The sequence below is a fragment of the Myxococcus llanfairpwllgwyngyllgogerychwyrndrobwllllantysiliogogogochensis genome (assembly GCF_006636215.1).
Lineage (GTDB): Bacteria > Myxococcota > Myxococcia > Myxococcales > Myxococcaceae > Myxococcus > Myxococcus llanfairpwllgwyngyllgogerychwyrndrobwllllantysiliogogogochensis.
The window spans coordinates 23,766-49,425 of the sequence record NZ_VIFM01000033.1; the positions used below are offsets into that span (position 1 = coordinate 23,766).

Consider the following 25,660-nt stretch of genomic DNA (forward strand, 5'->3'; position numbering starts at 1 on the left):
GGGACTACTCGGACTCGGGGGCTTCGGTCCGCGCGGGAGGCTCGGGCGCGTCGGCCACGTCCTCCAGCCGGTCCGCTGGAGGCAGCGGAGGCCGAACCCTCAGGCTCTCCGGCATGTGGGCCGGGTCATCCACGGGTCCAGGCACCGTCTCCATCGGCTCCAGCTTCTGGGCCTGGGACGACGTGCGCACCGCCGGCAGCGACTTCGTCACGGTGAGGGTGTCGCGCACAGTCCCCGTGGAGGTGATGAGCCGCGCCGTCAGCGTGCCGCCGTCCACCACCACATCCATGAAGCCATACACCTGGTTGTCGCGCAGGGCCGTCCACGAGGGCTGGCTGCCCGCGAAGGGGCGCAGTGTCGCGCCGCCGCTGCCCACCACGACATAGGGAATGCCACGCGTGCCCGACGGAGCCACGGCGTCTCCCTTCATCGGCTTGCTGCGCTCGTAGTTGTGGTCATGCCCGGTGAGCACCAGGTCCACGCCATACTTCTCGAAGAGCGGGCCGTACGTGCGGCGCATGGTGAGCTGCGAGCCGTGCTCTCCGCTGGACCAGGGCGGGTGGTGGAAGAAGACGACCTTCCACGGCAGCGCACTGGCCGCCAGGTCCTGCTCGGCCCACGTCTTCTGCGCCGCCGCCGAGCACCGGTCCGACGACGCCATTCCGATGGCGCAGTTGGAGTCGAGCGCGGTGAAGTGCACGTTGCCCCAGTCGAACGAGTAGTAGCGCTCGCTCTTCGCCGGGTTGTTGGTGGGCAGGTAGAAGTTGTCCAGGTAGGGCTGCCCCTGGTTCGTCACGTACTCGTGATTGCCCAGCGAGGGGAACACCGGCACCTCGCGCAGCAAGGCCCCCATGGGCTTGAACATCCGGTCCTGGAACTCCTGCTCGGTACCGGAGGAGTAGGCGTTGTCCCCCAGCGCGACGAGGAACTCTCCGCGCCACTCCGGCTTGTTCATCATCGCCATCACCTTCGACTGCGCGGAGCCGCCCGTGCCGAAGTCACCCATCGTGGTGAAGCGCACGCGCCGCGTCCCCGGCGCCGAGGCCGTGCGGAACGTCCGCAGCCCCGTGACGGAGCCACACGCCTCCACGCTGTAGCCATACGCGCGGCCCGGCTGCAGGCCCTCCAGCTTCACCGCGTGACGCCAGCCCGCGACGGTGGCCGTCGCCGTGCGCGCCAGCAACGTGCCCTCGCCGAAGCGGACGAAGGGCGTGCAGGACACGCCGGAGCGAAACACGACGATGGCGCTCGTGGGCCCCACGCTCTGGAGGTACGGCAGGCGCGGCAACACCGGCCCGGAGTCCGCGGTGGACGCGGGCGGCACGGTCTGCTCACCACACGCGCGCGTCTCCGCGATGGAGGCCCAGTCATTCACCGTGTTGCCATTCACGGTGATGCGCACGTAGCGGGCCTTGCGCGCGCTGAACGCATACGTCTGCGCCTGGTTGTTCAATGCGCTGTCGGCCGCATACGCCTGCGTGAAGGTGGCGCCGTCCTCGGACGTGGAGAGGACGAAGTGGTTCTGTCGCTCGTTCCCCCGGTGCCACGCGACGGTGGTCCCCACCAGCGTCTGGGACGCGCCCAGGTCCATGATGAGGAACGCGCCCTTGCCCGGACCACTCCAGCGCGTGTCCAGGTTGTCGTCCTGCGAGTTGGCCGCGACGCTGCCATCACCGTCGTCACCGCTGGCCGTCACGGAGGCGGTGGTGAGCATGCGGCAGTCGGGCGCCGTCAAGGCGGCCTCGGAGACCTGCGACTCCGTCGTGGGGACTTCGGGTGGAACAACGTCCTGGTCGGCGGACGCGGGGGGCTCGTCGCAGCCAGCAACGGCCGCGAGCAGCACGCCCAGGAAGCATGTGGAGAGATTGCGTCGGTCGCTCATGATGGGAGCCCAAACGGAACCCATCTGGCGACATTCCATTTGTGGACACTCGCCCTTCCCCCCAGGCGGCAGGGCAGCCGAGCGCGAGCCACGGCTGGCAGGGCATGGACAGACGAAGGGCCTCCGCGCGTCCCAGATGCGAGGGAGCGGGGAGGCCCTTGGAAGCCCGCCAGGCGCGGGGGCTGACGCGGTTACTTCACCGCGTCGAGCGCCTGGGACAGGTCATCGATGAGGTCGCGCGAGTCCTCGATGCCGACGGACAGGCGGATGAAGCCATCGGCGATGCCGAGCTTCTCGCGCGTCTCCTTGGGCACGGAGGCGTGGGTCATGATGGCCGGGTGCTCGATGAGGGACTCGACGCCGCCGAGCGACTCCGCGCAGGCGAAGACCTTCACCGTCTTGAGGAAGCGGCGCGCCGCCTCCAGGCCGCCGTGGATGTCGAACGTCAGCATGCCGCCGAAGCCCGTCATCTGCTGGCGCGCGAGCGCGTGCTGCGGATGCGTCTCCAGGCCCGGGTAGGTGACCTTCTTCACCTTGGGGTGCGTGGCCAGGAACTGGGACACCTTCATCGCGTTGTGCGCGTGGCGGTCCATGCGGACATGGAGCGTCTTCACGCCGCGCAGCACGAGGAAGCTGTCGAAGGCGCCGGACACGCCGCCCACCGCGTTCTGGAGGAAGTACATCCGCTCGGCCACGTCCTCGCGGCTGGTGCAGACGAAGCCGCCCACCACGTCGCTGTGTCCGTTGAGGTACTTGGTGGTGGAGTGCGCCACCACGTCGAAGCCGAGGTCCAGCGGGCGCTGGAAGTACGGCGTCATGAAGGTGTTGTCGGCGACGGCGAGGATGTTGTGCTTCTTGGCGACCTCGGCGATGCGCGCCAGGTCGATGAGCTTGAGCATCGGATTGGTGGGGGTCTCCACCCACACCATCTTCGTCTTCGGCGTAATCGCCGCCTCGAAGGCTCTCGGGTCGGACAGGTCGACGAAGGAGAAGTTCAGGCCGCAGCGCTTGTAGACCTTGTCGAAGAGGCGGAAGGTGCCTCCGTAGACGTCGTCGGAGACGATGACGTGGTCACCGTGATCCAACATGTGCATCAGCATGTCCGTGCCCGCGAGGCCGGAGGCGAAGGCGGCGCCGTACTTCGCGCCCTCGAGCGCGGCCAGACAGTCCTGGAGCGCCTTGCGGGTGGGGTTCTGCGTCCGGCTGTACTCGTAGCCCTTGTGCTCCCCGGGCCCGTCCTGGACGTAGGTGGAGGTCAGGTAGACGGGGGTCATGATGGCGCCCGTCGTGGGGTCCGGCTCCTGACCGGCATGGATGGCGAGAGTGTCGAAGCGCATGGGCGGGGGAGTAACACAGCCCCCTGGGCCGTGCATCAGCCCCGCTGCCCTACTCGAACGTCCCGTGCCGCCCCGCCCCCTTCGCGAAGCGGGTGGCCCCGGCGATGGACTCCGATTCCAGCACCTTCACGCCCCCCACGAACTCCTGACGCAGCGCTTCTTCCAGGCCCAGGCCCCCCTGGGCGTAGGCCGAAGCCCGGTCCGCGTTCATGCAAGCCTGCGGAAACGCGGCCACTTCCCGGGCGAGCGCTTCGGCCGCCTCGCGTGCCTGCCCGCGGGGCACCACGCGGTTGACCAGTCCCATGGCCAGCGCCTCCTGAGCCGACACGGGGCGTCCGGTGAGGATGAGGTCCATGGCCCGGGACAGGCCGATGAGCCGGGGCAAACGCACGGTGCCGCCGTCGATGAGCGGCACGCCCCAGCGCCGGCAGAAGACGCCCAGCACCGCGTCCTCCTCCGCCACGCGCAAGTCGCACCACAGCGCCAGCTCCAGGCCACCCGCCACGGCGTGGCCTGAAATCGCCGCGATGACGGGCTTGCCCAGCACCATGCGCGACGGACCCATGGGGCCGTCCCCGTCGACTTGAAGGCGCGGCATGCGGCCCTCGGAGACGGCCTTGAGGTCCGCGCCCGCGCAGAAGGTGCCACCGTCGCCGTACAGCACCCCCACGCGCGCGTCGGAATCGGCGTCGAAGGAGCGAAAGGCCTCCGCGAGCTCCTGGGCGGTGGCGCCATCCACCGCGTTGCGCACCTCGGGCCGCTGGAGGATGACGGTGGTGATGGGGCCGCTCTTCTCGACGCGCACACTCATGGCGCCGAGTCTTCCCTCCCCCAGCACTCGCCGCAATGCCCGCGCGGGGGGCGTGCGCTTCGTCACCTGCCCGCCCGAAGCGGCCTCTCCGAGCTTGTCGTCCGTCCGCGAGTCAGGGATGAGTGGGGCCGAGATGGCTGACCCACAAGATACCCACGGCAACGGCGGCAACGAGACACCCGGGACGACCGAGGCGGCCATGTTCGCCAACCGGCTGCGCAAGGGCGCGAAGCACTTTCGCAAGTGGGCCCAGGCCCGGGGGCTGACGTCGTTCCGCGTCTATGACCGGGACATCCCCGAGTACCCCTTCGCGGTGGATATCTACGGCGACTGCGTCCACGTCACCGAGTACCCGCGCCGACGCGCGCTCAAGTCCGGCACGGCGGAGACGCAGCGCACGGAGGTGCTCGCGGCGGTGACGGAGGTGCTGGAGGTTCCCGCCGAGCGCGTCTTCGTCAAGACGCACACGCCCCAGCCCTGGGGTCGCGCGCAGTACGGCCGCGTGGGCCAGGGCAGTGGACGGCTCGTGGTGGAGGAGCGGGGCCTGAAGTTCTGGGTCAACCTGGGCGACTACCTGGACACCGGCCTCTTCATGGACCATCGCGACACCCGGCAGCGCGTGCGCGAGGAGGCCAGGGGCAAGCGCTTCCTCAACCTCTTCGCGTACACGGGCGCGTTCACCGTGTACGCCGCCGCGGGTGGCGCCGCGAGCACGGTGACGGTGGACCTGTCCAACTCGTACCTGGACTGGGCCGAGGACAACCTGGACCTGAATGGACTGGCGAGCTCGCGCCACGAACTCATCCGCGCGGACGCGAAGGCGTGGGTGGAGGCCCAGGCCCGGGGCCCCGAGCGCTTTGACCTCATCGTCTGCGACCCGCCCTCCTTCTCCACCTCGAAGAAGATGACGGGCTCGTTCAACGTGCAGAGAGACCACCCGCGCCTGCTGGACGCACTCCGGACACTGTTGTCACCCGGAGGCGTCCTCTACTTCTCCAACAACTTCCTCGGCTTCCAGCTCGACGCCAAGGCGACGCGCGGCTGGAAGTCCGTGGAGGAGCTCACACCGGCCTCCATCCCCGAGGACTTCCAGCGCAAGGACATCCACCGCTGCTGGCGGATGGTGGCGCCCTGAGGACGGACCTCAGCGCGCCACCCGTCATGACGGACTACAGCCAGCAGACGTTTTCCTGGCAGCGCTCTCCCGCGGGGCACTCGCAGTTGGCCACGCAGGCCTTGCCGCTCCCTCGGTTGACGGGCTTGCACGCGCCCTCCGTGCAGGCCTCTCCCGCCGGGCACTCGCAGTTGGCGCGGCACACGGTGGTGGTGCCCGCATCCTGCGGCGTCGGAGGCGGAGGCGCGCGGCAGTAGTTGTTCGTGCACACCTGACCTGAAGGACAGTCGCAGTTGGCGGCGCAGGCATTGCCCGGGCCCGCGTCGGGCGGAGGAGGCGGCGGCGCGGGAGGACGGCAGTAGCCGCTGGTGCAGACCTGGCCGGAGGGGCAGTCACAGTTCGCCAGGCACGTCTGACCCGGTTCCGGCTCCGTGGAGCGGCACTGGCCGTTCGTGCAGACCTGGCCCGAGGGACACTCGCAGTTGGCGCGGCACTCACCGCCGTGGGGAATGGGCAGGCAGTAGCCAATCTGGCAGGACTGGTCCGCGGGGCACTGCGTGGTGGACTCGCACTGCGCACGGCACTGGCCGTCCACGCAGTCCTTGCCACCCGAGCAATCCGCCGCCGTGCGGCACGCGTTCGGGTCCGGCGGACGCGGGCGGCACACGCCGAAGACACACGCCTCGGTGCTGGAGCACTGCCCATCCGTCGCGCAGCCGCGGTGACACTGGTTGTTGATGCAGTAGTTCCCCGTGCCGCAGTCCGCGTTCACCTGGCACACGGGCCCCGGACCCGCATCCATCGGAGGATGCCCCCCGTCGGGAGGACCCGCGTCGGGACGACCGCCGCCATCCGGGCGAGGGCCACCGTCGGGCTTCGGGCCGGAATCGGGAGTGCCGCCGTCACGCGGCGGCCGCGAGCTACTCGGGGTGCAGAAGCCGTCCTCGCACCTGCCACCGGAGGAGCACTCGGCGGTGCGGGTGCAGGGCTGATTGCAGACGGAGTTGATGCAGATCTCCGTGCCGGGGCATTCGAGCGTGGAGGTACACCGATCCGCGTTGGGCCCCAGGTCGCGACAGTAGCCCGCGCGGCAGTACTGGTCGGCGTCACAGTCGGCGTTGGTGGCGCAGTAGCAGAGTTCCTCGTCGTCCAGCCAACTGTCATCGTTCTCGTGGATGATGCAGCCAGAGAATGCGAACAACACGAGGAGCGGCGCCAGCAGGCCGCGTGCGGGGTGGTGCCTCATGAGCGGGGACTCCATGCTTCGGGGAACCGGTCCGGCCACCGGGTGGGTTGTCCGGTTTCACCCGCGTTCGACTCCAAGGCGCTGACGGCTGATCAAAAATCTTTTTTGATCGGGTCACGTCGCTGCGGCGACCCAGGGGCACGGAGGTAGTGTGCTGGCCTGGACCTTTCACATGGACGGTGGGGCGCTCCTACAGGGGGGGACCTCATGGCGCGTCCCGGAGGGAGAGCGTCCGGTGATCTTCCGCGAAGCCCAGGCATTGGCGCCGGCCGCCTCGCCCGAGGAGCGCCCTGGACAGGGCCCTTCCTCACCTCCCACGTCGGATGAGCCCCAGCTCCAGTCGCTGGTGCGCCGGCTCCAGGAAGGAGACACCACGGCCTTCGAGCACCTCTACGAGCTGACCCGGGTGGACGCCGCGCGCACCTTGCGGCACCTGGTGGGCAATCGCGTGGACGTGGAGGACCTGCTCCAGGAGGTGTACCTGCGGCTCTTGACGGCGGTGAAGGGCTTCCGGGGCGAGTCGCGCTTCCGGACGTTCTTCTACCGGGTGTGCTCGAACGTGGCGCTGTCGCATCTGCGCTGGAAGCGGCGCAGGCCCGAGGACTCGGTCGCGGAGCCGCCCGAGCAAGAGTCTCCAGACGAGGACCCGGAGCGTGCCGCGTCGCGGCGGCAGGCCGCTCGGCTGGTGGAGGCGGCGCTGGAGAAGCTCAAGCCGAAGAAGCGAATCGTCTTCGTGTACTACGAGCTGTGCGGAATGAGCCCGGACGAAATCGCCGAGGCCGTGGGAAGCTCTCCCAACACCGTCCGCAGCCGCCTGCACCACGCGCGATTGGAGTTCAACGAGGCCATGCAGCGACTGCTCGCCACCCGCCGCCCTGGAGGCCCTCATGGCGCACCCTGAGGCACGGGCGCTGTGGGCGCTGGCGGCGAACGAGCTGAGCGCCGAGGAGACGGCGAGCACGCGCACGCACCTGTCGAGCTGCGCGACGTGCACCGCCGAGTGGGAGCAGGTGCGGGCCAGCCGCGCCGTGCTGCACGAAGCCAGGAGCGTGGAGCCCCAGGTGAACTGGGACGCGGTGGGCGCGAAGCTGCGTGCCGAGGCCGCCGCGCGACTGGAGGCGAAGTCCTGGCGGTCCCGATGGCCGTGGAGCACCGCGACGGCGCGACGCTCCGGGAGCGAGGAACACGCGCGACAGGAGGGGAAGTCCACCGCGACCTTGTCGCCCGTGAGAACGGTGAGCGCGCGACGGGCAGACAAGTCATTCCGACCGACGTGGCCCTGGGCGCTCGCGCTCGCGGGAACCTGCGCCGTGGTGTTCGCGCTCTGGATGGGCCGTCCAACAGGGCCGTCCGTGAGTCCCCGTCCTCCTGAAGTGGTGCTCGCGGAGCAAGCGGCTCCGCCTCCCGAGGCGACGGTGGCGATGGGCACGCCCACGTCCCCCGCCGAGCAGGATTCGACCCGAGCGGAGAGCACGACGGGCGCGGTGATGCGCGAGCGCGGCGGCGCGGAGCGAGAGCTGCGGGCCGGGATGCGTTTGCGCTCGGGGGCGGCGGTGAAGACTCCGGCGCGAGCCTCCGCGATGTTGCGCCTGCCGGACGCGAGCCGGGTGAGGTTGTCGTCGGACTCGGAGGTGGAGCTGTCCCGCGCGGAGGCCAGCGACGTGCACCTCACGGTGCGCCAGGGCCGGGTGTCCGTGAAGGCCTCGCATGCGGAGCGCCGTGGCTTCCTCGTGGACGTCGCGGGCCTGCGAGTGTCGGTGGTGGGCACGGTGTTCACCGTGGAGCGCACGGCCCTGGGGGCATCGGTGGCGGTCTCCGAAGGTCGAGTCCGCGTGGAGCTGCAGGGCCAGCCCGCGCGGATGGTGGGCGCGGGCGAGCGTGTGGAGTTGTCCGAGCAGGGGGGCGCGCTGAAGCAGGAACCGCTGTCCGAACCGGACCGTGATGCGCTCGACTCGATGGACCTTCCCACCGAGTCGTCCACGCAGGAGCCAGGCCCGACGGTGCCGACAGGTGCGAGCACACCCGAGGCAGCTCCGAGCGTGGTGCCAGCGGTGGCCCATGCCCCCCAGACGCCGAGCACCGTGAAGCCGGCCCTCGCAACGGAGCCCTCCCACAAGGTGGAGCGCAAGTCGAAGGTGGTGGCCGCATCCATGAAGTCTCGACAGGAGAAGGCTCCGCTTCCGCCAGAGGCATCGGAGGTCAAGGAGAAGTCCCCCGTGGAGCCCACGTCACCGCCGCCGACCGCGGTGGCCGCGTCGACGCCCCCGCCGGCCCCCACTCCTCGGAATCCCGCGGACCCCACGCAGGAGTTCGCGCCCTACCCCGCGCCGTCGGTGACGGAGAAGCTGCCTCCTGCCCAACTGGCAACCAAGGCTTCCGAGCCGAAGCCGCCGGTGCAGGTGGCGGAGCGTCCTCAGCCCAAGAAGAAGGAGGGACTCATTCCGATGTCCCTGCTGTCGAAGGACGCTGACGAGCGGTTCCTGGGCTACGCGCGAATCCAGATGGGGCCACGGACGTGTGAGAACTTCCTCGCGGGCCTGGAGGAAATCGCGGACAAGAGCCCGCGCACGGACCACCGCGAGCAGGCGCGCTATCTGCGCGCACGCTGCTTCGAGGAGCGACTCCAGGGGCAGGACGCGAAGATGGAGTATCGCCAGTACCTGAACGACTTCCCGCGCGGCCGGTACGCGCGAGAGGCCGGCACCGCGCTGCTGCCCTGAACCCCGCGAGCACCCCGGTGCCCGACGCGTCAGCCTTCGGTGCCCGTGCGCTGCTGCTTCACCCGCTTCATCGGCTCCTGGGCGAGGCCACGCTCCACCAGCACGCGCAGCACGGACTCCAGCGCGCGGATGCGCGTGCCCGCGCGCCCGGGTGCCCACGAGGGCACGTCCGGACCGGCCAGCAGCTCCATCGCGTGCTCCACACCGCCGGCCTTGCCCTCCAACGCACGCGCCGTGGCCAGCCGCACGTTCCTCGCGGGCCTGCGCTGCACACCGCCGCTCCACAGCAGGTCCAGCGCGAACGTCGTCCACACCGCCAGCTCGTCATCGGGACGCAGGAAGCGCTCGAACCGCTCGAGCGCCTGCACCCGAGGCTCGCCCGCGCGCAGCACCTCTTCCGACAGCTCCACGTGCAACGTCGTGCTGCGAGCCAGCGGCTGCTCGGGCGCGATGATGGCCTCGAAGCGCTCGCCCGTGGCCGGACGACACGCCACCACGTGCACCAGCTCCGGCGGGATGTCCGCACCCGTCGGGTGCGCATTCGCCTCGCCGTAGAAGACGACGAGGTTCTCGAAGTCCTCCGCCAGCGAGCGCAGTTCCTGCGGCGGACGCCACGGACCAAAGTGGATGCGGCGCCGGTTCGGCGACGTCCGCGTCGACTGTCGCCCCAACTGCGTGTCCACCATGTACTCGAACGCCTTCAACATCGTGTCGAAGCGCTCCGGCTCACCTTCCAGCAGCCCGAGGATCTCCACCACCGCCTCGATGGTGGAGACGCAGTGGTCCGCGGGCTCCGCGCGGATGCGGTAGTTGCTCGGCCGGCGAGGCACGAAGCCGATGCGCGGCAGCCCGGCGAGCAGCGGGTTCCGGGCGACGACCTTCTTCGCCTGTGGCCAGGTGCCATCCACCACGATGAGCGTCTTCGGCGGATGCGCGCGCGCCTGCTCCACGGAGATGGCGTCCTCACCAGGGAAGAGGACCGCGACGGACCCGGGGTCCGCGGCCAGCTCCTCCAGCCGGGTGTGGCCGGTGAAGTCGACGCCGTGGTGAAGCTCGGAGTTGGCCAGCGCCAGGTGCGCCATGCGCGCGGTGCCAATGGCCACGCGGCGCTCACGCGGGTGCTGGAGGAAGACGACGCGGGTGCGAGTGTCCAACCGAGGCGGCAGTTGCGAGCAGTAGCAGGTGCTCTCGGGGCGATGGCAGCGAAGACAAAGGTTACGCACAGCCCGGCTTTACGGCACGGCCCGGGGCCGGGCAAGCACTGCTGGTGGAAGGGCGCCCCACCTGTCAGGGAGCCGGGCGCTCCAGGGCCACCCCGGAGGGAAGAAGGGCCCCACGGCGCCCCCTGGCCGGGGTACAGAAGCTCCCCGTGAACCTGCTGCTGCTCTTCGACGAGGACTTCCTTCCGGACGGCACCGCGCGCCTCACCGGCCGCCGCGCCCAGCATGCGCGCGAGGTGCTCCGCGCCGAGCCCGGCGAATCCCTGCGTGTCGGCCGCCTGGGCGGACTCATCGGCACCGGCGAAGTGCTGGAGAACAGCCCCGGCGTCCTCCACCTGCGCGTGGACCTCACCGAGCCGCCTCCGCCGCGCGCCCGCATCGACCTGCTGCTCGCCATCCCCCGGCCCAAGGCGCTCAAGAAGGTCCTCCCCGCCGTGGCCTCGCTGGGCGTGGACCGCATCGTCCTGGTCAACGCGGCCCGGGTGGAGAAGAGCTACTTCGACTCCAAGGTGCTCGACGGCGCCTTCGTGAGAGAGCTGCTCCTCCAGGGCCTGGAGCAGGCCCGCGACACGTACCTGCCGGAGGTCCTCATCCGCGAGCGCTTCCGCCCCTTCGTCGAGGACGAGCTCGACACCATCTTCCCGCCCGACGCCGTCCGCCTGCTCCCCCACCCGCCCGCGAGCCAGCCGCTGCGCGCCGTGTCAGCAGCCCCCGGCCAGCGCTCCGTCCTGGCCATCGGCCCCGACGGGGGTTGGGTGTCGTTCGAGGCCCAACTGTTGGAGTCCCACGGCTTTCGGCCGTTCTCCCTGGGGCCTCGCATCCTCAGGGTGGAGACGGCGGTTCCCGTGCTCGTCGGGCAAGTAGCCCTTCTCGCGGAAGACACTGCTCCGCGTCAGGATGCATCTCGGGCTTGAGGAGCGCGGGGCGCTGTTGAAGAGTGCCTCGCCATGGCCACGTCCATCCCTTCGTCCCCGGTCGCTTCCGACAGCTCGCAGCCCGCGGTCGGTGAGCAGCAGCCCCTCGTCACGTCCGAGCCGCAGGCGCCAGCGAAGCCCGCCAGCCACGACTCGGTGCCGCCGCCCGCGCTGCTGGACTTCATGCTTCAGCAGTGGAAGCCCTCCGCGCAGAAGCTGCCTCCGCGCATCAAGTACGCGGACGCCTTCAAGGCCCGTCGCAAGGCGCTGTCACAGGCGTTCCCCGGCGAGACGCTGGTCATCCCCACGGGCCATGAGAAGGTGCGCGCCAACGACACCTACTTCCGCTTCCGCCCCGGCACGGACTTCTACTACCTGACGGGCAACCTGGAGCCGGACTGCGTGCTGGTGCTGGAGCCGAAGGACGGCGGTGGCCACACGGACATCCTCTTCGTGGAGCCCAACCCGGGCCGCGCCAACGCGACGTTCTTCACGGACCGCGTGAAGGGCGAGCTGTGGGTGGGCCCGCGCCTGGGCGTGCCGGAGAGCCGCGCGCGACATGACGTGGACGAGGCGCGCGGCCTGGACACGCTGGCGGACTACCTGACGGGCCTCAAGGGCGCGGCGACGAAGCCCTCGCGCGTTCTGCGCGGCCACTCGGCCAAGGTGGACGGCGCGGTGACGGAGGGCGGCGAGCGCGACAAGGCGCTGGCCACCACGCTGTCGGAGATGCGGCTCATCAAGGACTCGCAGGAGCTGCGCGAGCTCCAGATTTCCATCGACGCCACGCAGCGCGGCTTCGAGGACGTCATCCGCAGCCTGAAGGTCGCCAAGAGCGAGCGCTACGTGGAGGGCGTGTTCAACCTCCGCGCCCGCGTGGAAGGCAACGACGTGGGCTACAACACCATCGCCGCCAGCGGCTCGCATGCGTGCGTGCTGCACTGGACGCGCAATGACGGCCCGCTGGTTCCCGGGGACCTGCTGCTGCTGGACGCGGGCGTGGAGGGCCACACGCTCTACACGGCGGACATCACCCGCACGCTGCCCATCTCCGGGCGCTTCACACCGGAGCAGAAGGCCATCTACGACCTCGTGTATGCCTCGCAGGAGGCGGCCTTCGCCGCGGTGAAGCCGGGCAACGACTTCATGGAGCCCAACCGCGCCGCCATGCGCGTGCTGGCCGAGGGGCTGCAGAAGCTGGGCATCCTCGAGAGCGCGGCCGAGGCGCTCAAGGACGAGCACCAGTTCTACAAGCGCTACTCGTTGCACAACGTCAGCCACATGCTCGGCCTGGACGTGCACGACTGCGCGCAGGCGCGGCAGGAGGCCTACAAGTACGGCAAGCTCCAGGCGGGCATGGTCCTCACGGTGGAGCCGGGCCTGTACTTCCAGAAGGATGACCTCACGGTGCCCGCGCGCTACCGAGGCATCGGCGTGCGCATCGAGGACGACCTCGTCGTCACCGCCCGGGGTTGCAAGGTGCTCTCCGCCAACATCCCGCGCACGGTGAAGGACATCGAGGCGTGGATGGGCGGCCTGTGGAATGCCGACAAGGCCCCGGCCGCGAAGGCGAAGAAGTCCGCCGCGAAGAAGCCCCAGGCCCGCGTCGCGAAGAAGGCCCCCGCGAAGAAGGCGAAGGCCGGCAAGCGCAAGTAGCACGCGGCGACGGAGTCGGGCCCGACGGTCCGACTCTCGGCGCCCGACGCGGGGCTCGGAGTCACAAGCTCCGAGCCCACCTTGTGGCGCGAAGCCCGACGCCCCCCGTTCGCGTCAGGACACCGGCGCGAAGTGGACGTCGTGGGACGGGCTGTCAGGAGCCGCGAAGGCGAGCAGCCGCGCCCCCTCCTCCGTCAGCGCCGCGCGGTCCTCGCGCGCAATCCGTTCGAAGGGTTCGATGCGCAGCGTGACGCGCTCCTTCTCACGCTCCAGCTTCCACATCCCTCGCACGAAGCCATCCACCAGCACCGTCGGGCGGATGATGCCGTTGATGGTGAAGACACGCTTGCGGTAGGGCTCGGAGATGATGCGTGAGCGCTCCGCATGCGACAGCAGCAGGTTGTCGAACTCCGCCACCAAGCGCACCGGAGCCGGCGTGTCCCCTTCCGGCCGAGGCGCGTCCGGCACATCGAACAGCTCGACCCCCTGCTCGTCGCGGAACGTTCGCAGCCGAGGACGAAGCTGCTCGACGGTGTCCGCCAATCGAATCAGCCCGGACCAGGCCTGCATGTCCTTCACGCTCGCGGGACCGAAGGCGCCCAGGTAGCGCAGCACCACGTCCTCCAGGGGCAGCGCGGGGCCTGGCGGCTCACCGAACCACGACTTCGACGTGGCGAACTCCACCTCTCCGCCCACGCCCCACGTCCCGAAGGGAGGCACGGTGACGAGCGGCTCGGCCACCCGCACCACGAAGCTCAGCGCACGAGCATCCCGCTCCGGCCAGCGCGCCTGGAGGCGACGCCCCAACTCCACGGTGCTCAAGGGCTCCTTGGCGAGCAGCTTCCGTCCCTCGGCGACCACCAGGTCCAGGTCCAACCCCACCAGCTCCCGCGGATAGACGCTCTGTTTCATCATCCGGTCCAGGACTGCCTGGAGCGTGGGCCGCAGGCGCTGGAAGTCGCGCGCCGTGACGAGGTGCTGCGTGGACCGCATCATCGTCGCCCGAACGACGGTGCGCGCCTGGTAGCACCGCGTCAGGTCGTCGAGCTGGAAGTCCTTCATCCGCGTCCAGAGAGCCAGATAGGGCGCGTTGCCGGCCTGCGCTTGAAGCCCCACCAGGTGCTCAATCACCTCCGGGAGCGAGCTGGCCGTCCGGCGCAGCAGATACTGCCGCTGGAGCAGGGCCCGGTTGAGCTCCCGCGTCGTCAGCACCGGAGCCAGTCCACCCTTCCCGCTCCGACGCGGGGTGGTGGCGGATGACGGGCTCTTGCTTCGAGGCGACAAGGCGACCTCCTTCACATTCCGGGGTGCGGCAACCACGCGCTGGCGACGTCCCGGGTTCTTCGCACCGCCCACCCTGGAGCGCGTCTCTTCGGCCGGAATGAAGGGGAAAGGCAAGAACATCAAGGGGATGGGAATCATGGGGCCTGGGGTCCTGGGCGGGTCCGGAAGCTCGACGGCTTCGTAAGACGCACCATGCCCCTCGGGCGTGACAGCTATATGTCAGGTATCTGGGCAGGCGCCCCGCCGCCCGCGCGCGACGAAGAAACACGGCAGCTCAGGCGGCGACGGTGTCGGCCAGGAGCGGCACGCGCTGGAGCAGGAGTTCCCCGTCGCGCAGCGAGAAGCGCAGCAGCGACGAACCCTCCTCGTCCTCCATCAGGAACGAGCGGACGGGACCGAAGACGAACTGGAGCTCCTCGGCGTTGCACGTGGGCAGGTACGTCCGGAGCACTCGAGGGTCGTAGTAGCGGAAGTAGAGGCGCTTGCCCCGCTCGTCCTGGACCTTGAGGAAGCGTCGGAAGTGACGGCGCAGCAACTCCGGCGCGACGGGCGCCTCGACGTAGAGCCCCCACGCGCGGCCCCACCCCGTACCGAGCAGCTCTCCCAGGAGGGGCGCATCGGGCCGCAGCCGGACCAGGTAGGGAGCCACCTCGGCCAGCTCGGCGGGGATGCGCCCTTCGTAGAGACACGAAGCGGCGGGCTCCCAGCGAATCAGCGAGTACACGCGCGGCTCACGGGCCGCGTCGAGCAGGGCGTAGCGCTCCAGCGGAGGCGAGCCCTCTTCCGGAGCCGCCCAGAGCAACGCTGACAAGTGTCTGGCGCGCGGTGACATCCTCGTTCTCCCCTTCAGGCGGCGCGCTTCTGGGGCCCTTGCAGGGCCTTCTTCGCGCACTCCTCGCAGAAGGGCGTGCCGTCGGCGGCCGCCTGTCGCAAGGCGCGCACCTGCGCGGCGATGTCCTGCTCGGGCGCGGGAGGCGGGGGCGCGGGACGCTCCACCGGAGCCTCGCGCTCGATGACCACCGGCTCGGTGAACGGAGGCGGCACGTGACGTACGAGCGGCACCTCGCGCACCGTCAGCTCGCCATCGAGCAGGGCCCGCTCCAACCGCTGCTTGAGCCGCTGCTCGAAGTGCGTGCGCTCCAACGTGGACAGGCCCATGGGACACATGCCGCCCAGCGCCTCGTAGAGCGAGTACACCGTCGCCCGCGAACCCGCGAGCCACCGGTCCAGGTGCCAGATGGCCAGCCCGCCCGCCACCGGCGCGAAGCCCTCGCCGTCCTCGAACGTCATGTCGACGGCGCGCGCAATCTCGTAATCGAGTTGCGTTCCCGGCAGCAGCCAGGACCGCGCATGGGAGGACTTGCGGCGAGGAAGCATGAGCTCAGTATCTCACAGGGCTTCGCGCGAAGTGACTGCACCCGCGCGCGACTAGGGCGTGGGCGAGGGTGCGACTTCCACGGGGATGGGGGCTTCGTCGGTCGGAGCCGACGCAGGCGGTGCCGTCTCACCCGGAACCTTGTCGGTCGGCTTGCGCGTCTTCGCCCACTCCTCGGCGGAGAGGGGGATGATCTCCTTGAGCGTGGAGTACTCGACCTTGAGGTCGCGCGGCTCGGTGCGAGTGTCCAGACCGGCGGTGAAGGACAGGCGGTTGATTTCGTGCCCGGCCTCCGTCTCCAGCACCACGCGCCAGTTGCCGGGCTTCAGGTTGGACGTGGTGGCGTAGAAGCGGTAGCCGCCGTCCGTCCCGTTGCTGCTGACGTTGGCGATGAAGCCGTTGCCGCTGGTCGTCCAGCCCTTCTCCGGGTGGTCGTAGTACCAGCGCACGCGCACCTTGTAGGGCGCGAAGTGCTTCGGGGCGAAGATGCGGAAGAAGTAGTACGGCTTGTCGCCGGGCCGAATCACGAAGTCCGGGCCAAACCACGTCCACGGCTTGTACCAGAGCGAGTCGTCCACCGAGGTGAGCTGGTACAGGCCCGGACTGACGCGCTTCACCTCGTGGAAGATGCCCGAGTACTGCACGGCCAGGGGAATCGGCGGGATGACGCCCACCAGGTAGCAGATCAGCAGCGCCGCCTGCACGCCGAAGCCCGGCAGGGCCACCTTGCGCACCACGTACTCGACATCCGGGCGCAGGCGCTCCATCAGCCGCATCAGCCCGAACACACTCGCGCAGCCCAGGGACACGGCCAGCAGGAACACCCAGAAGCCCATCCGGCCGATGAGCACGGGCAGGAGGAAGGCGAAGTACATCGTCACGCAGAGGCTGAGCAGCGACACGCGGACGATGGGGCCCAGTTGCCGGAAGCGCGGCAGCTCGTTGGCCACCAGCAGGCCGAAGAGGCCCACGATGAAGAGGTACGGCGTGAAGCCCGACGTGCTCTTGAACAAGAGCAGCATGAAGACGCTGAGGAGGCTTCCGAAGAAGAAGTGGATGGCGTCTTCGCGCCAGCGCCACACCTTCGACAGCACCCCCGGGGGCGGCGTGCCCTCCGGAAAGCGCTGCTCCAACAGGATGAGGGTCGCCAGGATGAGCAGGTAGGCGAAGCTCTGCACCATCGTCAGCGTGTCGTCGATGCGGCTGAGCGAGACGATGTCGTAGAGGAAGCCGCCGAAGAAGAAGGCGGCCATCTCCCACTTCTCGTGCCGGGTGCGGAACGCCTGCACCTTCTCCATCAGCGTGGGCGTCTTCGCCGTGGCCACCAGGTCATCGGGGTCAACCACCGCGGGCGCGACGCCCGGTGGGGCATCCGTCAACACGACAGCGGCGTTGGTGGCGGCGTTGGAGACCGGCGGGGCACCCGACGGGTCTGCGGTCTCTTCGGTCTTCTCGGACGGGTTGGGCTGAGTGGCGGTGACCACGGTGTTTCCTCGCGGGAGCGGCCACCCATTCTACCCGCAGGAGGGGAGCAAATCTCCCCTCCCCCCCTCCAGCCCGGGTCAGGCCGGGGGCTTGCCAGCGACCAGGTCGGTCAACTCGCCGCGCTCCGCGATTTCGGCCAGGATGTCCACGCCGCCAACGAACTGCCCGCGGATGAAGATCTGCGGGATGGTGGGCCAGTTCGTGTAGTCCTTGATGCCCTGGCGAATCGCGGGGTCGGACAGCACGTCCACCGTGAAGACCTCACCGTGGGGCTGGAGTATCTGCAGCGCCCGCGCGGAGAAGCCGCACTGGGGGAACAGGGCATTGCCCTTCATGAAGAGGACGATGGGGTGCGACTGGGTCAGCTCGTCGAACCGGGCCTTGAGCTCTGGGTTCATGGATGGGTCTCCTTCGTTAGCGGTTCCCGAGCTTCTTCCACTGCTCGGGCGAGTAGGTCTTAAGGGCCAGGGCATGCAGTTCGCCCGACTTCAGCCATTGCTGGAGCGGCGCGTACACGAGCTGGTGTTGCTGAACCATCGCCTTACCGGCGAAGTCGGGGCTGATGACACGGGCCTCGAAGTGGTCGCCCGTCCCCGTGGTGTCCTGGACCTCCACCTCGGAGCCCGGCAGGGCCTCCAGGATTCGGCTGCGGACGAAGTCTGCGTCAAGCATCAGTTCATTCCCCTTCCCATCACCAGCATGGCTGGGTCCACGCCCATGCCACGCAATGTCGTCTCCCACAACTTGCCAGGCTCCATATCCAGCACCGCGTCCGCGCTGGCCTCGGTGAAGAGCCAGGAGCCGGCGGCAATCTCGCTCTCCAGTTGCCGGGGTCCCCAGCCCGCATAGCCCAGGCAGAAGCGCAGGCGGGGCGCCCCGCGCTCCAGCAGCGGCCCCAGGGCATCCAGCGTCACGCTGAGGAACAGCCCGGGCAGCACCGAGTGCTTCTCCAGGACACCTCCGTCGTCGTGCAGCACGAAGCCCCGTTGAGGCTCCACGGGGCCGCCGACGAAGACGGGCTGGCTGGTGCGCTCCGTGTGGATGTCCAGGTTCTGCCCGCGCGCCAGCTCGCCCAGGGTCAGCGGTGCGCCCCGGTTGACGACGAGCCCCATGGAGCCGGACTCCCCATGCTCAATCATCAGGATGACGGAGCGGTAGAAGTTGGGGTCCCCGAGCTGAGGCATGGCCAGCAGGAAGCCGGGAGCGAGGTTCTTCACGAGCCGAGCATCAACCGTTCGAGCGGGCGGCGCAACCGGAACCGCCCCCGTCGGGGCTCGCTCCGAGCACGCCGCCGCCCTGGCTTTCAGTGCCAGCTGGTGTGCTTGGACTGCAGCGCCTCGGAGAGTCGCTCCGGGTTGAGCGGCTTGCCGATGAAGAGGTCCGCGCCCAGGCCCTTGCACTTGCGCGCCATGGCCGCGTCGCTCATCGCGCTCACGCCGATGAGGACCGCTTGCGGGAAGCGCTCGCGCAGTCGGGACATCAGCGTGGCGCCGCTGCGACCGGGGAGGAACACATCGACGATGGCGGCATCCATGCGCTTGTTGCGCACGGCGAACTCAGCCTCCTCGGCGCTGCCCACGGGCATGGGCTCGTAGCCCCAGCCCGCCAGCATCTCCACCAGGATTTCGCGGTGGGATGGATCATCCTCCACGACAAGGACCGAGCTGCGCACGGTCTCCACCTTCAACTCGTCGCTGCGTTCCGTGCGCTCCTTCGCGTCGTGGCCGAGCACGGGGATGGTCTCTTCAGTGGTAGGCAGGGACATGAGGGCACCGGTTGGGCAAAAGGTTTCCGTGTGATGGGAACCCACATTTCCACGGTGGGAATTCCTCACACCCACCGGTGCCCCGGTGCCTGCTCAGGTGGCCTTGCGAGGGCTCGCCGAGAGTGCCTGTGAGGCGAGCGAAGCGCCGAGCACCAGGAGGACGAGCAGCGCCCAGGCGGGCAGGACGACGCGAGCGCCGCCCTCGTAGATGAGGGCCGCGTAACTGGTACCCAGGTAGCGCCCGAGCGACATGGGCTCCATTCGCGCGATGCCGAAGAAGCTCACGGTGGACTCGGTGAGGATGGCGGTGGGCAGGCGGCTGAGGAACACGGCCAGGGCGAAGGGGCGCAGGGCGGGCCAGAGGTGGACGCGCAACACGTGCGTGCCGCCACCGCCGAGTGCTCGGGCCGCGGCGACGAACTCCTGTCCTTCCAGTGTGGCCAGGCGATTGCGGAACATGCGAGCGGGGCCAGCCCAGCCGACGAGCGCGAGTGACGCCACCATCAACCCGAAGGGGCCCAGGCCTCCGCTGTGTCCCGCGTCCGCGAGGGACTGGCCCGCGAGTTGGAGCACCATGACGACGAGCACGTCGGGCAGGGCGAAGACGGCGTCCACGCCGCGCAGCAGGGCCTGCTCCCACGCGCCACCGACGAGTCGTGCCACGGCCGCGACGAGGAGGCCGATGAGCGTGGAGAGCCCGCCCGCGCACAGGCCCACGGCGAGGGACACCCAGAGCCCACCGAAGGCCAGCTCGCAGACGGTGCGGTCCGGCCGCGTCGGGTCCACGCCCAGCGGACAGGTGCTGGCGAGCCAGTCAGGGAACAGGCGCCCGGCCACGAGGCTCAGCGCGCCGAGGCCCACGAGGAGGATGAGCCCGAAGGTGGCGCGAGCGGGAACGCGTCTCATGCGAGCACCTCGAGTGGGTCCGGCGACCTCGGGCTCACGACACCGTGCATACGGCGAGCCCCGCGTGGGCGCGGCATCAGCGAGTCACACGACCACGGTCTCACGAAGCCGCGCGCGGGGCGAGCGTGACACGTGCGCGGAATCTGCGCATCGCACAACCCCGCTCCGTAGCAGGTGGATGCAGGAACAGGCCTCATGCGCGGGCCTCTCGTGAGCGAGGGTCCACCGCGTACCGCGTGAGTTCTACCGCGAGGCTGACGACGACGAGCAGCGAGGCAAAGGTGGTGGTGGCCACCACGACAACGGCCACCTGTTTGTTGAGGACGGCGAGGACGTAGAGCTGACCGAAGTACGGCAGTCCCAGCACACGCTCGGCGGCGAACGAGCCGGCGAGCAGGGCCGTGGCCACCGGCCCCACCGCGTCCAGCAAGGCGGGCAGCACGTTGGGCAACACGTGACGGCGAAGCACCGTGCCGGGCGCGAGCCCCTTGCCCAGCGCGGTGCGCACGTAGTCGCGCGACAGCTCCGTCTCCAGCGAGTCACCCACCAGGGTGCCCAGGAAGATGCCGGGCCAGATGGACGTGACGAGCGCGGCGCAAAGCTCCGGCAACATGTTGCCGCGCTCCACCACGGCGGGAGCGAGCAGGAGCGCGGGGATGAAGACAGGGGTGCCGAAGGCCAGCGCGGGCACGACATCGCCCAGCGCGGCCCAGCGGCCCCGACGCCAGCGCGTGCGCACCATCGCGAAGCCGAGCGCCCACGTCAGCGCCAGGGGCAGCGCGAGTAGTCCGACGCCAACACTGCCGGACAGCTTGCGCGCCAGCTCGTCGCCGGTGACTCCTTGCGCGCTCGTGCCCAGTCGCTCGCCGCGCCAGAGCTTCTGCCACGGCCGAAGGAAGCCCAGCGGCTCGCCGATACCCAGGTCCCGTCGATACGAAGCGGCAAGCTCCGGTGACACCTGTCGCTTCGCTTCGCTCTCCGTGGTGAGCGGAAGCATCGCCATGAGGAAGTACGAGGCCACCGCCACGAGCGGTACCAGCACGAGCTGTCGCGCCAGCTTCTGGAGCACCGACCTCATGGCGTGACCTCGGCGCGCTGCGACTCCACCGGGAGCAGACACGACGGGGGCAGCGCCATATGCCACAAGCACTCTGCCTTCATGGCGTGACCTCGGCGCGCTGCGACTCCACCGGGAGCAGACACAACGGGGCCAGCGCCATGTGCCACAAGCACCCTGCCTTCATGGCGTGACCTCGGCGCGCTGCGACTCCACCGGGAGCAGACACGACCGGGCCAACGCCATGTGCCACAAGCGCCCTGCCTTCATGGCGTGACGTCGGCACGCTGCGACTCCACCAGGAGCAGCAGCCATGGTGGGGCCAGCGCCACACACCACAAGCACCGCCATCAGGGCGCCGCCTCGGCTCACTTCGGCTCCGCCGGGAGCAGCCACAACGTGGCCAGCGCCGTGCGCCACACGCATCGCCATCAGGGCGCCTCCTCGGCCCACTTCGGCTCCACTGGGAGCAGCCGCAACGTGGCCAGCGCCGTGCGCCACACGCATCGCCTTCATGGCGTGACCTCGGCTCGCCACGGTTCCACCGGGAGCCGCCATGATGGTGCCCGCGCCGCGCGCCGCACGCATCGCCGTCATGGCGCCACCTCGGCCTGCTTCGGTTCCGGAGCGGACCGGCGCAGCGTGCGCAGCGCCAGGAAGTTGAACGGGTCCACGTCCAGACCGCGCAGCGTGTCCCGAGCACGGAAGTAGCGGTCAGGGTGGTAGAGCGGCGCAATCACCGCCTGCTCCCCCACCAGCACCTCCTGCGCCTGGGTGTACAGCGCATGGGCGCGGGCCTCATCCGCCTCACCATCCGCCGCCTCCAGGAGTCGCTCGAAGCGGCCCATCGGCTCCCCACCCGCCTGCGTCTCCCAGCCCGTCTGATGGTTGCCCTCGCGCTCGAAGAGCGTGAAGAACGTATTCGGGTGCGCGTAGTCCCCGCCCAATCGGCGCAGATACAGGTCATACGCGCGAGGCCCCTGCGCCGTGCGCCGAGCCACCTCCGCCATGAAATCCGAGCGCGCTTCCAGCACCACCTGCACACCCATGCGAGCCAGCTGCGCGGCCACGCGCTCCGCGATGGCGACCTCCGGCACGAAGTTGTCCCCAGCGCGATACACGAGCCGCAACGGCCGCTCCAACCCGGGCACCCCAGCCAGCTCCTGCTTCGCGCGCTCGGGCTCGTAGTGCGGCAGTCGCGCCGCCTCCTCCGTCGAAGCCGCACCCGGAAGCTCCGGAGGCAGCAACACATGCGACGGACGCGATGCCGGCAGCAACCCCGCCACCAGCGCCTCCCGGTCCAACGCCCGTGACAGCGCGCGACGCACCTCGGGCCTGTCCAGCGGGGCGCGCTCCGTGTTGAAGGCCAGGTAGTACGTCGACAGCAAAGGCTCGCGCTGCAGGTCCTCGGGCCGCTTCACGCGCAGGGCCGCGGCACTGTCCACGAAGACGAAGTCCACGCGGCCCCGCTCATACAGCGCCGGGCCAATCTCCGACTTCATCAAGGTGATGACGGGCACGGGTGCCTCACCGGGCACCATCGGCGGCGGAAACGCGGAGCGCGGGTTGTACACCAGCCGCACCCGCTCGCCCGCGCGGTCCCAGCTCTCCACGCGATACGGCCCCAACGCCAGCGGACGTCCATCACGAGGCCGGTCGAAGTAGTCACGGACCTCCTCATCCGCCCTGCCCTCCAGGTCCGCGGCCGGCGCCGGATAGAAGATGTAGACGTTGGCCACACGGGCCAGGAAGTAGCTGCGCGGATGCACCAGCGTCACCCGCAGCGTGTGCGCGTCCACGGCCTCCACGCCCACGCGCTCCATCGCCGCGCGGACTTCCGCCTCGGGCGCCATCCGCTCCTGGAGCGCCAGCACCTCCGATGCGCCATCCAGGTCCGCCATCTCCCCGCGCTCCCGCCCGCGCAGCGCACGTCGCCAGCCGACGACGAAGTCCCGCGCGGTGAGCAGCGAGCCATCGGACCAGCGCACATCCCGACGCAGGTGGAAGACGTAGACCTCGCGGCCCTTCTCGTCGCGAGTGCGCTCCCAGCGCTCCGCCAGCCCCGGCCGCACCGAGTGGTCCGCTCCGAGAACCGTGAGCCCCCGCTGCGTGGCCAGCATCACCGGATAGTTGGCCCAGCTCTCGGGGTCCGAGTGACTCCAGTCCAGCGTGGTGGGCATCGCGGGCACCACCACCTTGACGCCCGCGTCGGGCTGAAAGCCGCACGGCCCGCAGGCCCCGGTCACCCAGGCCAGCAAGAGACACCACCAGGCGAGTCGCGCGCGAGGAGCCACCGGAGCACGTTGTACCCCGAAGCGCCGCTCCCCCGAAAAGGAGAAGCCAGGAGACCGGCGACTCCTGGTCGGCCGGCATCCTGGCTTCGGTACCTCACGGAGGAAACTCCTCCGCTGTCACCCCGGCACTAGGCCGGGGCGGGGGCCGGCGTGGACGGAAGGTCCGGCGGCGCGGCCTTCAGGCTGTCGGAGAACGGCTTGCGGCCGAACTCCTCCGGCTTCTCCAACACCAGCGCCTCGCGCAGCACGTCGTCCACGAACTCCACCGGGACGATGCGCAGCTGCTTGCGAATCTTCAGCGGGATGTCCTTCAGGTCCTTCTTGTTCGCCTTCGGGATGAGGACCGTCTTGATGCCCGCCCGGTGCGCGGCCAGCGTCTTCTCCTTCAGGCCGCCGATGGGGAGCACCCGTCCACGCAGGGTGATTTCACCCGTCATCGCGACGTCGCGACGGATGAGGACCCGCGTGAGCGCGCTCACCAACGCCGTGCAGATGGTGACACCCGCCGAGGGACCGTCCTTCGGAATGGCGCCTTCCGGCAGGTGGACGTGGATGTCGTAGTTCTCGAACACCTTGCGGTCGATACCGAAGCGCTCGGCGCGGCTGCGCACGTACGACATGGCCGCCTGGGCGGACTCCTGCATCACCTCACCCAGCTTGCCGGTGATGATGAGCTTGCCCTTGCCCGGCATCACGGTGGCCTCGGTGGTGAGAATCTCACCGCCCAGCTCCGTCCACGCAAGGCCGGTGACGATGCCCACCTGGTCCTCCTGCTCCGCCACGCCGTACCGGTAGCGCGGGGTGCCCAGGAACTTCATCGCCATCTTGCGGTCCACCGCCATGTCCCGCTTGCCGTTCTTCAGCACGTCGCGGGCAATCTTCCGGTACACGCCGCCAATCTCACGCTCGAGCGAGCGCACACCGGACTCACGCGTGTAGCGGTGGATGATGGTCTTCAGCGCCTCTCGGCTGATGTCCACCTTGATGTCCGCCAGCCCGTTGGCCTCCTGCTCCTTCGGGATGAGGTAGCGCCGGGCGATGGAGAGCTTCTCCGGCTCGGTGTACCCCGCGATGCGAATCACCTCCATGCGGTCCTGCAGAGGACCGGGGATGTTGTGCATCGTGTTCGCGGTGCAGATGAACATCACCTTCGACAAGTCGTAGTCGAGGTCCAGGTAGTGGTCGTTGAAGTTGTGGTTCTGCTCGGGGTCCAGCACCTCCAGGAGCGCCGCGCTCGGGTCGCCTCGGAAGTCCGTGGACATCTTGTCGATTTCGTCGAGCAGGAAGACGGGGTTGTTGCTGCCCGCCTTCTTCAGCGACTGGATGAGCTTGCCCGGCATCGCGCCGATGTACGTGCGCCGATGGCCGCGAATCTCGGCCTCGTCCCGCACGCCGCCCAAGGACAGGCGCACGAACTTGCGACCCGTGGCCCGAGCAATCGAGCGCGCCAGCGACGTCTTGCCCACGCCCGGAGGACCCACGAAGCACAGCACGGGGCCCTTGAGCTTCTTCACCAGCTGCTGCACGGCCAGGTACTCGAGGATGCGCTCCTTCGGCTTCTTCAAGCCGTAGTGGTCCTCGTTGAGCACCGTCTCCGCTTCCGTCACGTCGAGCCTGTCTTGCGTCTCGTCGTACCAGGGGAGGCTGATGATCCAGTCGATGTAGTTGCGGACGACGGTGGCCTCGGCGCTCATCGGGCTCATCATCCGGAGCTTCTTCAGCTCCTTCTTGACCTTGAGCGTGGCCTCCTTGCTCATCCGCTTGTTCTTCAGCTTCTCTTCAATCTCCTGAATCTCGTTCTTGAACTCGTCGCGCTCACCCAGCTCCTTCTGAATGGCCTGCATCTGCTCATTCAGGTAGTACTCCTTCTGGGTCTTCTCCATCTGCTTCTTGACGCGGGTGCGGATCTTCTTCTCCACCTGGAGAATCTCGATCTCCCCCTGCATCAGCTCGTACAGCTTCTCCAGCCGCTTGGCCGGGGACTCCGTCTCGAGCAGCGCCTGCTTGTCGTTCAGCTTCAGCGACAGGTGCGCGACGATGGTGTCAGCGAGCCGCGCCGGGTCGTCGATGCTGGCGACCTGCATCAGCATCTCTGGCGGGATGCGCTTGTTGAGTTTGACGAAGGCCTCGAACACGGAGTGGACGCTGCGAACCAGCGCCTCCAGCTCCACGCTCTTCTCCGTCTGCTCTTCGACTTCCTCGACCTCCACCATGAAGAAGGCGTCGTTGGGGTGGAACTTCTTCACCTTGGCCCGGCGCACGCCTTCCACCAGCACCTTCACCGTGCCGTCAGGCAGGGGAAGCAGCTGGATGACATGGCCCATGGTGCCGAAGTGGAAGATGTCGTCAGGAGAGGGGTCATTCGTCTTGGCCTTCTTCTGGGCGGCCAGCAGGATGACGGCCTTGTCGTCCGGCCCCTTGTGAGCCATCGCGTCCTTCAACGCCGCGATGGACTTCTCCCGGCCGACGAACAGCGGAACCACCATGTGCGGGAACACGATGATGTCCCGAAGGGGCAAGAGCGGGACGGTGAGTCCCCGCTTCTGGGCTTCCTTCTTGTCGTCACGTCCGAAGAACATGTATCCGCCACCTGC

At 69.2% G+C, this 25,660-nt stretch carries 22 protein-coding genes; 5 read left to right on the forward strand and 17 right to left on the reverse strand.

Going from position 1 to position 25,660, the window contains the following annotated elements; all coding sequences use genetic code 11:
- Positions 1-4 precede the first annotated feature (4 nt).
- The 3 genes from FJV41_RS11060 to FJV41_RS11070 form a co-directional block, all read right to left on the reverse strand.
- Positions 5-1,882 (reverse strand): metallophosphoesterase, encoded by a 1,878-nt coding sequence (locus FJV41_RS11060; RefSeq protein ID WP_141642413.1) that lies wholly within the window; start codon positions 1,880-1,882, stop codon positions 5-7.
- Positions 1,883-2,073: 191 nt separating this feature from the next.
- Positions 2,074-3,219 (reverse strand): cystathionine gamma-synthase, encoded by a 1,146-nt coding sequence (locus tag FJV41_RS11065; protein WP_141642414.1) that lies wholly within the window; start codon positions 3,217-3,219, stop codon positions 2,074-2,076.
- 49 nt (positions 3,220-3,268) lie between these two features.
- On the reverse strand, positions 3,269-4,030 hold the full coding sequence (locus FJV41_RS11070) for a crotonase/enoyl-CoA hydratase family protein (protein ID WP_141642415.1): 762 nt from the start codon (positions 4,028-4,030) through the stop codon (positions 3,269-3,271).
- A gap of 133 nt (positions 4,031-4,163) precedes the next feature.
- Here FJV41_RS11070 and FJV41_RS11075 point away from each other — a divergent pair, with 133 nt between their 5' ends.
- Positions 4,164-5,165, forward strand: a complete 1,002-nt coding sequence (locus FJV41_RS11075; protein ID WP_141642416.1) for a class I SAM-dependent methyltransferase — start codon at positions 4,164-4,166, stop codon at positions 5,163-5,165.
- A gap of 34 nt (positions 5,166-5,199) precedes the next feature.
- Here FJV41_RS11075 and FJV41_RS11080 read toward each other — a convergent pair whose 3' ends face one another.
- Positions 5,200-6,390, reverse strand: coding sequence for a DUF7107 domain-containing protein (locus FJV41_RS11080; protein ID WP_141642417.1), 1,191 nt, complete (start codon positions 6,388-6,390; stop codon positions 5,200-5,202).
- Between the two features lie 235 nt (positions 6,391-6,625).
- Between FJV41_RS11080 and FJV41_RS11085 the strand changes: the two genes are divergently transcribed.
- Both FJV41_RS11085 and FJV41_RS11090 read left to right on the forward strand, forming a co-directional pair.
- The gene (locus tag FJV41_RS11085) at positions 6,626-7,291 is read left to right on the forward strand and encodes an RNA polymerase sigma factor (RefSeq protein WP_174458571.1); all 666 of its coding nucleotides are present in this window, start codon (positions 6,626-6,628) and stop codon (positions 7,289-7,291) included.
- Positions 7,278-9,110, forward strand: coding sequence for a FecR domain-containing protein (locus tag FJV41_RS11090; protein ID WP_141642418.1), 1,833 nt, complete (start codon positions 7,278-7,280; stop codon positions 9,108-9,110). The genes FJV41_RS11085 and FJV41_RS11090 overlap by 14 nt, the downstream gene beginning before the upstream one ends.
- Positions 9,111-9,139: 29 nt before the next feature.
- Here FJV41_RS11090 and FJV41_RS11095 read toward each other — a convergent pair whose 3' ends face one another.
- Positions 9,140-10,333: a DTW domain-containing protein gene (locus FJV41_RS11095; RefSeq protein ID WP_141642419.1), complete on the reverse strand. Its 1,194-nt coding sequence runs from the start codon at positions 10,331-10,333 to the stop codon at positions 9,140-9,142.
- Positions 10,334-10,479: 146 nt separating this feature from the next.
- Here FJV41_RS11095 and FJV41_RS11100 point away from each other — a divergent pair, with 146 nt between their 5' ends.
- Both FJV41_RS11100 and FJV41_RS11105 read left to right on the forward strand, forming a co-directional pair.
- Entirely contained in the window at positions 10,480-11,244 is a 765-nt protein-coding gene (locus FJV41_RS11100; RefSeq protein WP_141642420.1) for a 16S rRNA (uracil(1498)-N(3))-methyltransferase, read from the forward strand.
- Between the two features lie 33 nt (positions 11,245-11,277).
- The gene (locus FJV41_RS11105) at positions 11,278-12,900 is read left to right on the forward strand and encodes an aminopeptidase P family protein (RefSeq protein ID WP_141642421.1); all 1,623 of its coding nucleotides are present in this window, start codon (positions 11,278-11,280) and stop codon (positions 12,898-12,900) included.
- Positions 12,901-13,014: 114 nt separating this feature from the next.
- Here the strand turns inward: FJV41_RS11105 and FJV41_RS11110 are convergent, their stop codons facing one another.
- The 12 genes from FJV41_RS11110 to lon form a co-directional block, all read right to left on the reverse strand.
- The gene (locus tag FJV41_RS11110) at positions 13,015-14,184 is read right to left on the reverse strand and encodes a winged helix DNA-binding domain-containing protein (protein WP_246137146.1); all 1,170 of its coding nucleotides are present in this window, start codon (positions 14,182-14,184) and stop codon (positions 13,015-13,017) included.
- A gap of 274 nt (positions 14,185-14,458) precedes the next feature.
- Entirely contained in the window at positions 14,459-15,016 is a 558-nt protein-coding gene (locus FJV41_RS11115) for a DUF4123 domain-containing protein (RefSeq protein WP_141642423.1), read from the reverse strand.
- 14 nt (positions 15,017-15,030) lie between these two features.
- Positions 15,031-15,561 carry a hypothetical protein gene (locus FJV41_RS11120; protein WP_141642424.1) on the reverse strand — a complete coding sequence of 177 codons (531 nt, stop codon included), beginning with the start codon at positions 15,559-15,561 and terminating at the stop codon, positions 15,031-15,033.
- A 51-nt stretch (positions 15,562-15,612) separates the two neighbouring features.
- A complete protein-coding gene (locus FJV41_RS11125; protein ID WP_141642425.1) occupies positions 15,613-17,043 on the reverse strand; it encodes a DUF2914 domain-containing protein in 1,431 nt (476 codons plus the stop codon).
- A 78-nt stretch (positions 17,044-17,121) separates the two neighbouring features.
- Positions 17,122-17,442: a Grx4 family monothiol glutaredoxin gene (grxD, locus tag FJV41_RS11130; protein ID WP_141642426.1), complete on the reverse strand. Its 321-nt coding sequence runs from the start codon at positions 17,440-17,442 to the stop codon at positions 17,122-17,124.
- Between the two features lie 16 nt (positions 17,443-17,458).
- Positions 17,459-17,716, reverse strand: coding sequence for a BolA family protein (locus FJV41_RS11135; protein WP_141642427.1), 258 nt, complete (start codon positions 17,714-17,716; stop codon positions 17,459-17,461).
- Positions 17,716-18,261, reverse strand: coding sequence for a YqgE/AlgH family protein (locus FJV41_RS11140; protein WP_141642428.1), 546 nt, complete (start codon positions 18,259-18,261; stop codon positions 17,716-17,718). The genes FJV41_RS11135 and FJV41_RS11140 overlap by 1 nt, the downstream gene beginning before the upstream one ends.
- Before the next feature lie 86 nt (positions 18,262-18,347).
- Positions 18,348-18,809: a response regulator gene (locus FJV41_RS11145; protein WP_141642429.1), complete on the reverse strand. Its 462-nt coding sequence runs from the start codon at positions 18,807-18,809 to the stop codon at positions 18,348-18,350.
- 93 nt (positions 18,810-18,902) lie between these two features.
- Positions 18,903-19,715: an ABC transporter permease subunit gene (locus FJV41_RS11150; RefSeq protein WP_141642430.1), complete on the reverse strand. Its 813-nt coding sequence runs from the start codon at positions 19,713-19,715 to the stop codon at positions 18,903-18,905.
- A gap of 193 nt (positions 19,716-19,908) precedes the next feature.
- Entirely contained in the window at positions 19,909-20,793 is an 885-nt protein-coding gene (locus FJV41_RS11155; RefSeq protein ID WP_141642431.1) for an ABC transporter permease subunit, read from the reverse strand.
- A 572-nt stretch (positions 20,794-21,365) separates the two neighbouring features.
- Entirely contained in the window at positions 21,366-22,952 is a 1,587-nt protein-coding gene (locus tag FJV41_RS11160; RefSeq protein WP_246137147.1) for a peptide ABC transporter substrate-binding protein, read from the reverse strand.
- Positions 22,953-23,194: 242 nt separating this feature from the next.
- A complete protein-coding gene (lon, locus tag FJV41_RS11165) occupies positions 23,195-25,645 on the reverse strand; it encodes an endopeptidase La (protein WP_141642433.1) in 2,451 nt (816 codons plus the stop codon).
- Between the last annotated feature and the right edge of the window lie 15 nt (positions 25,646-25,660).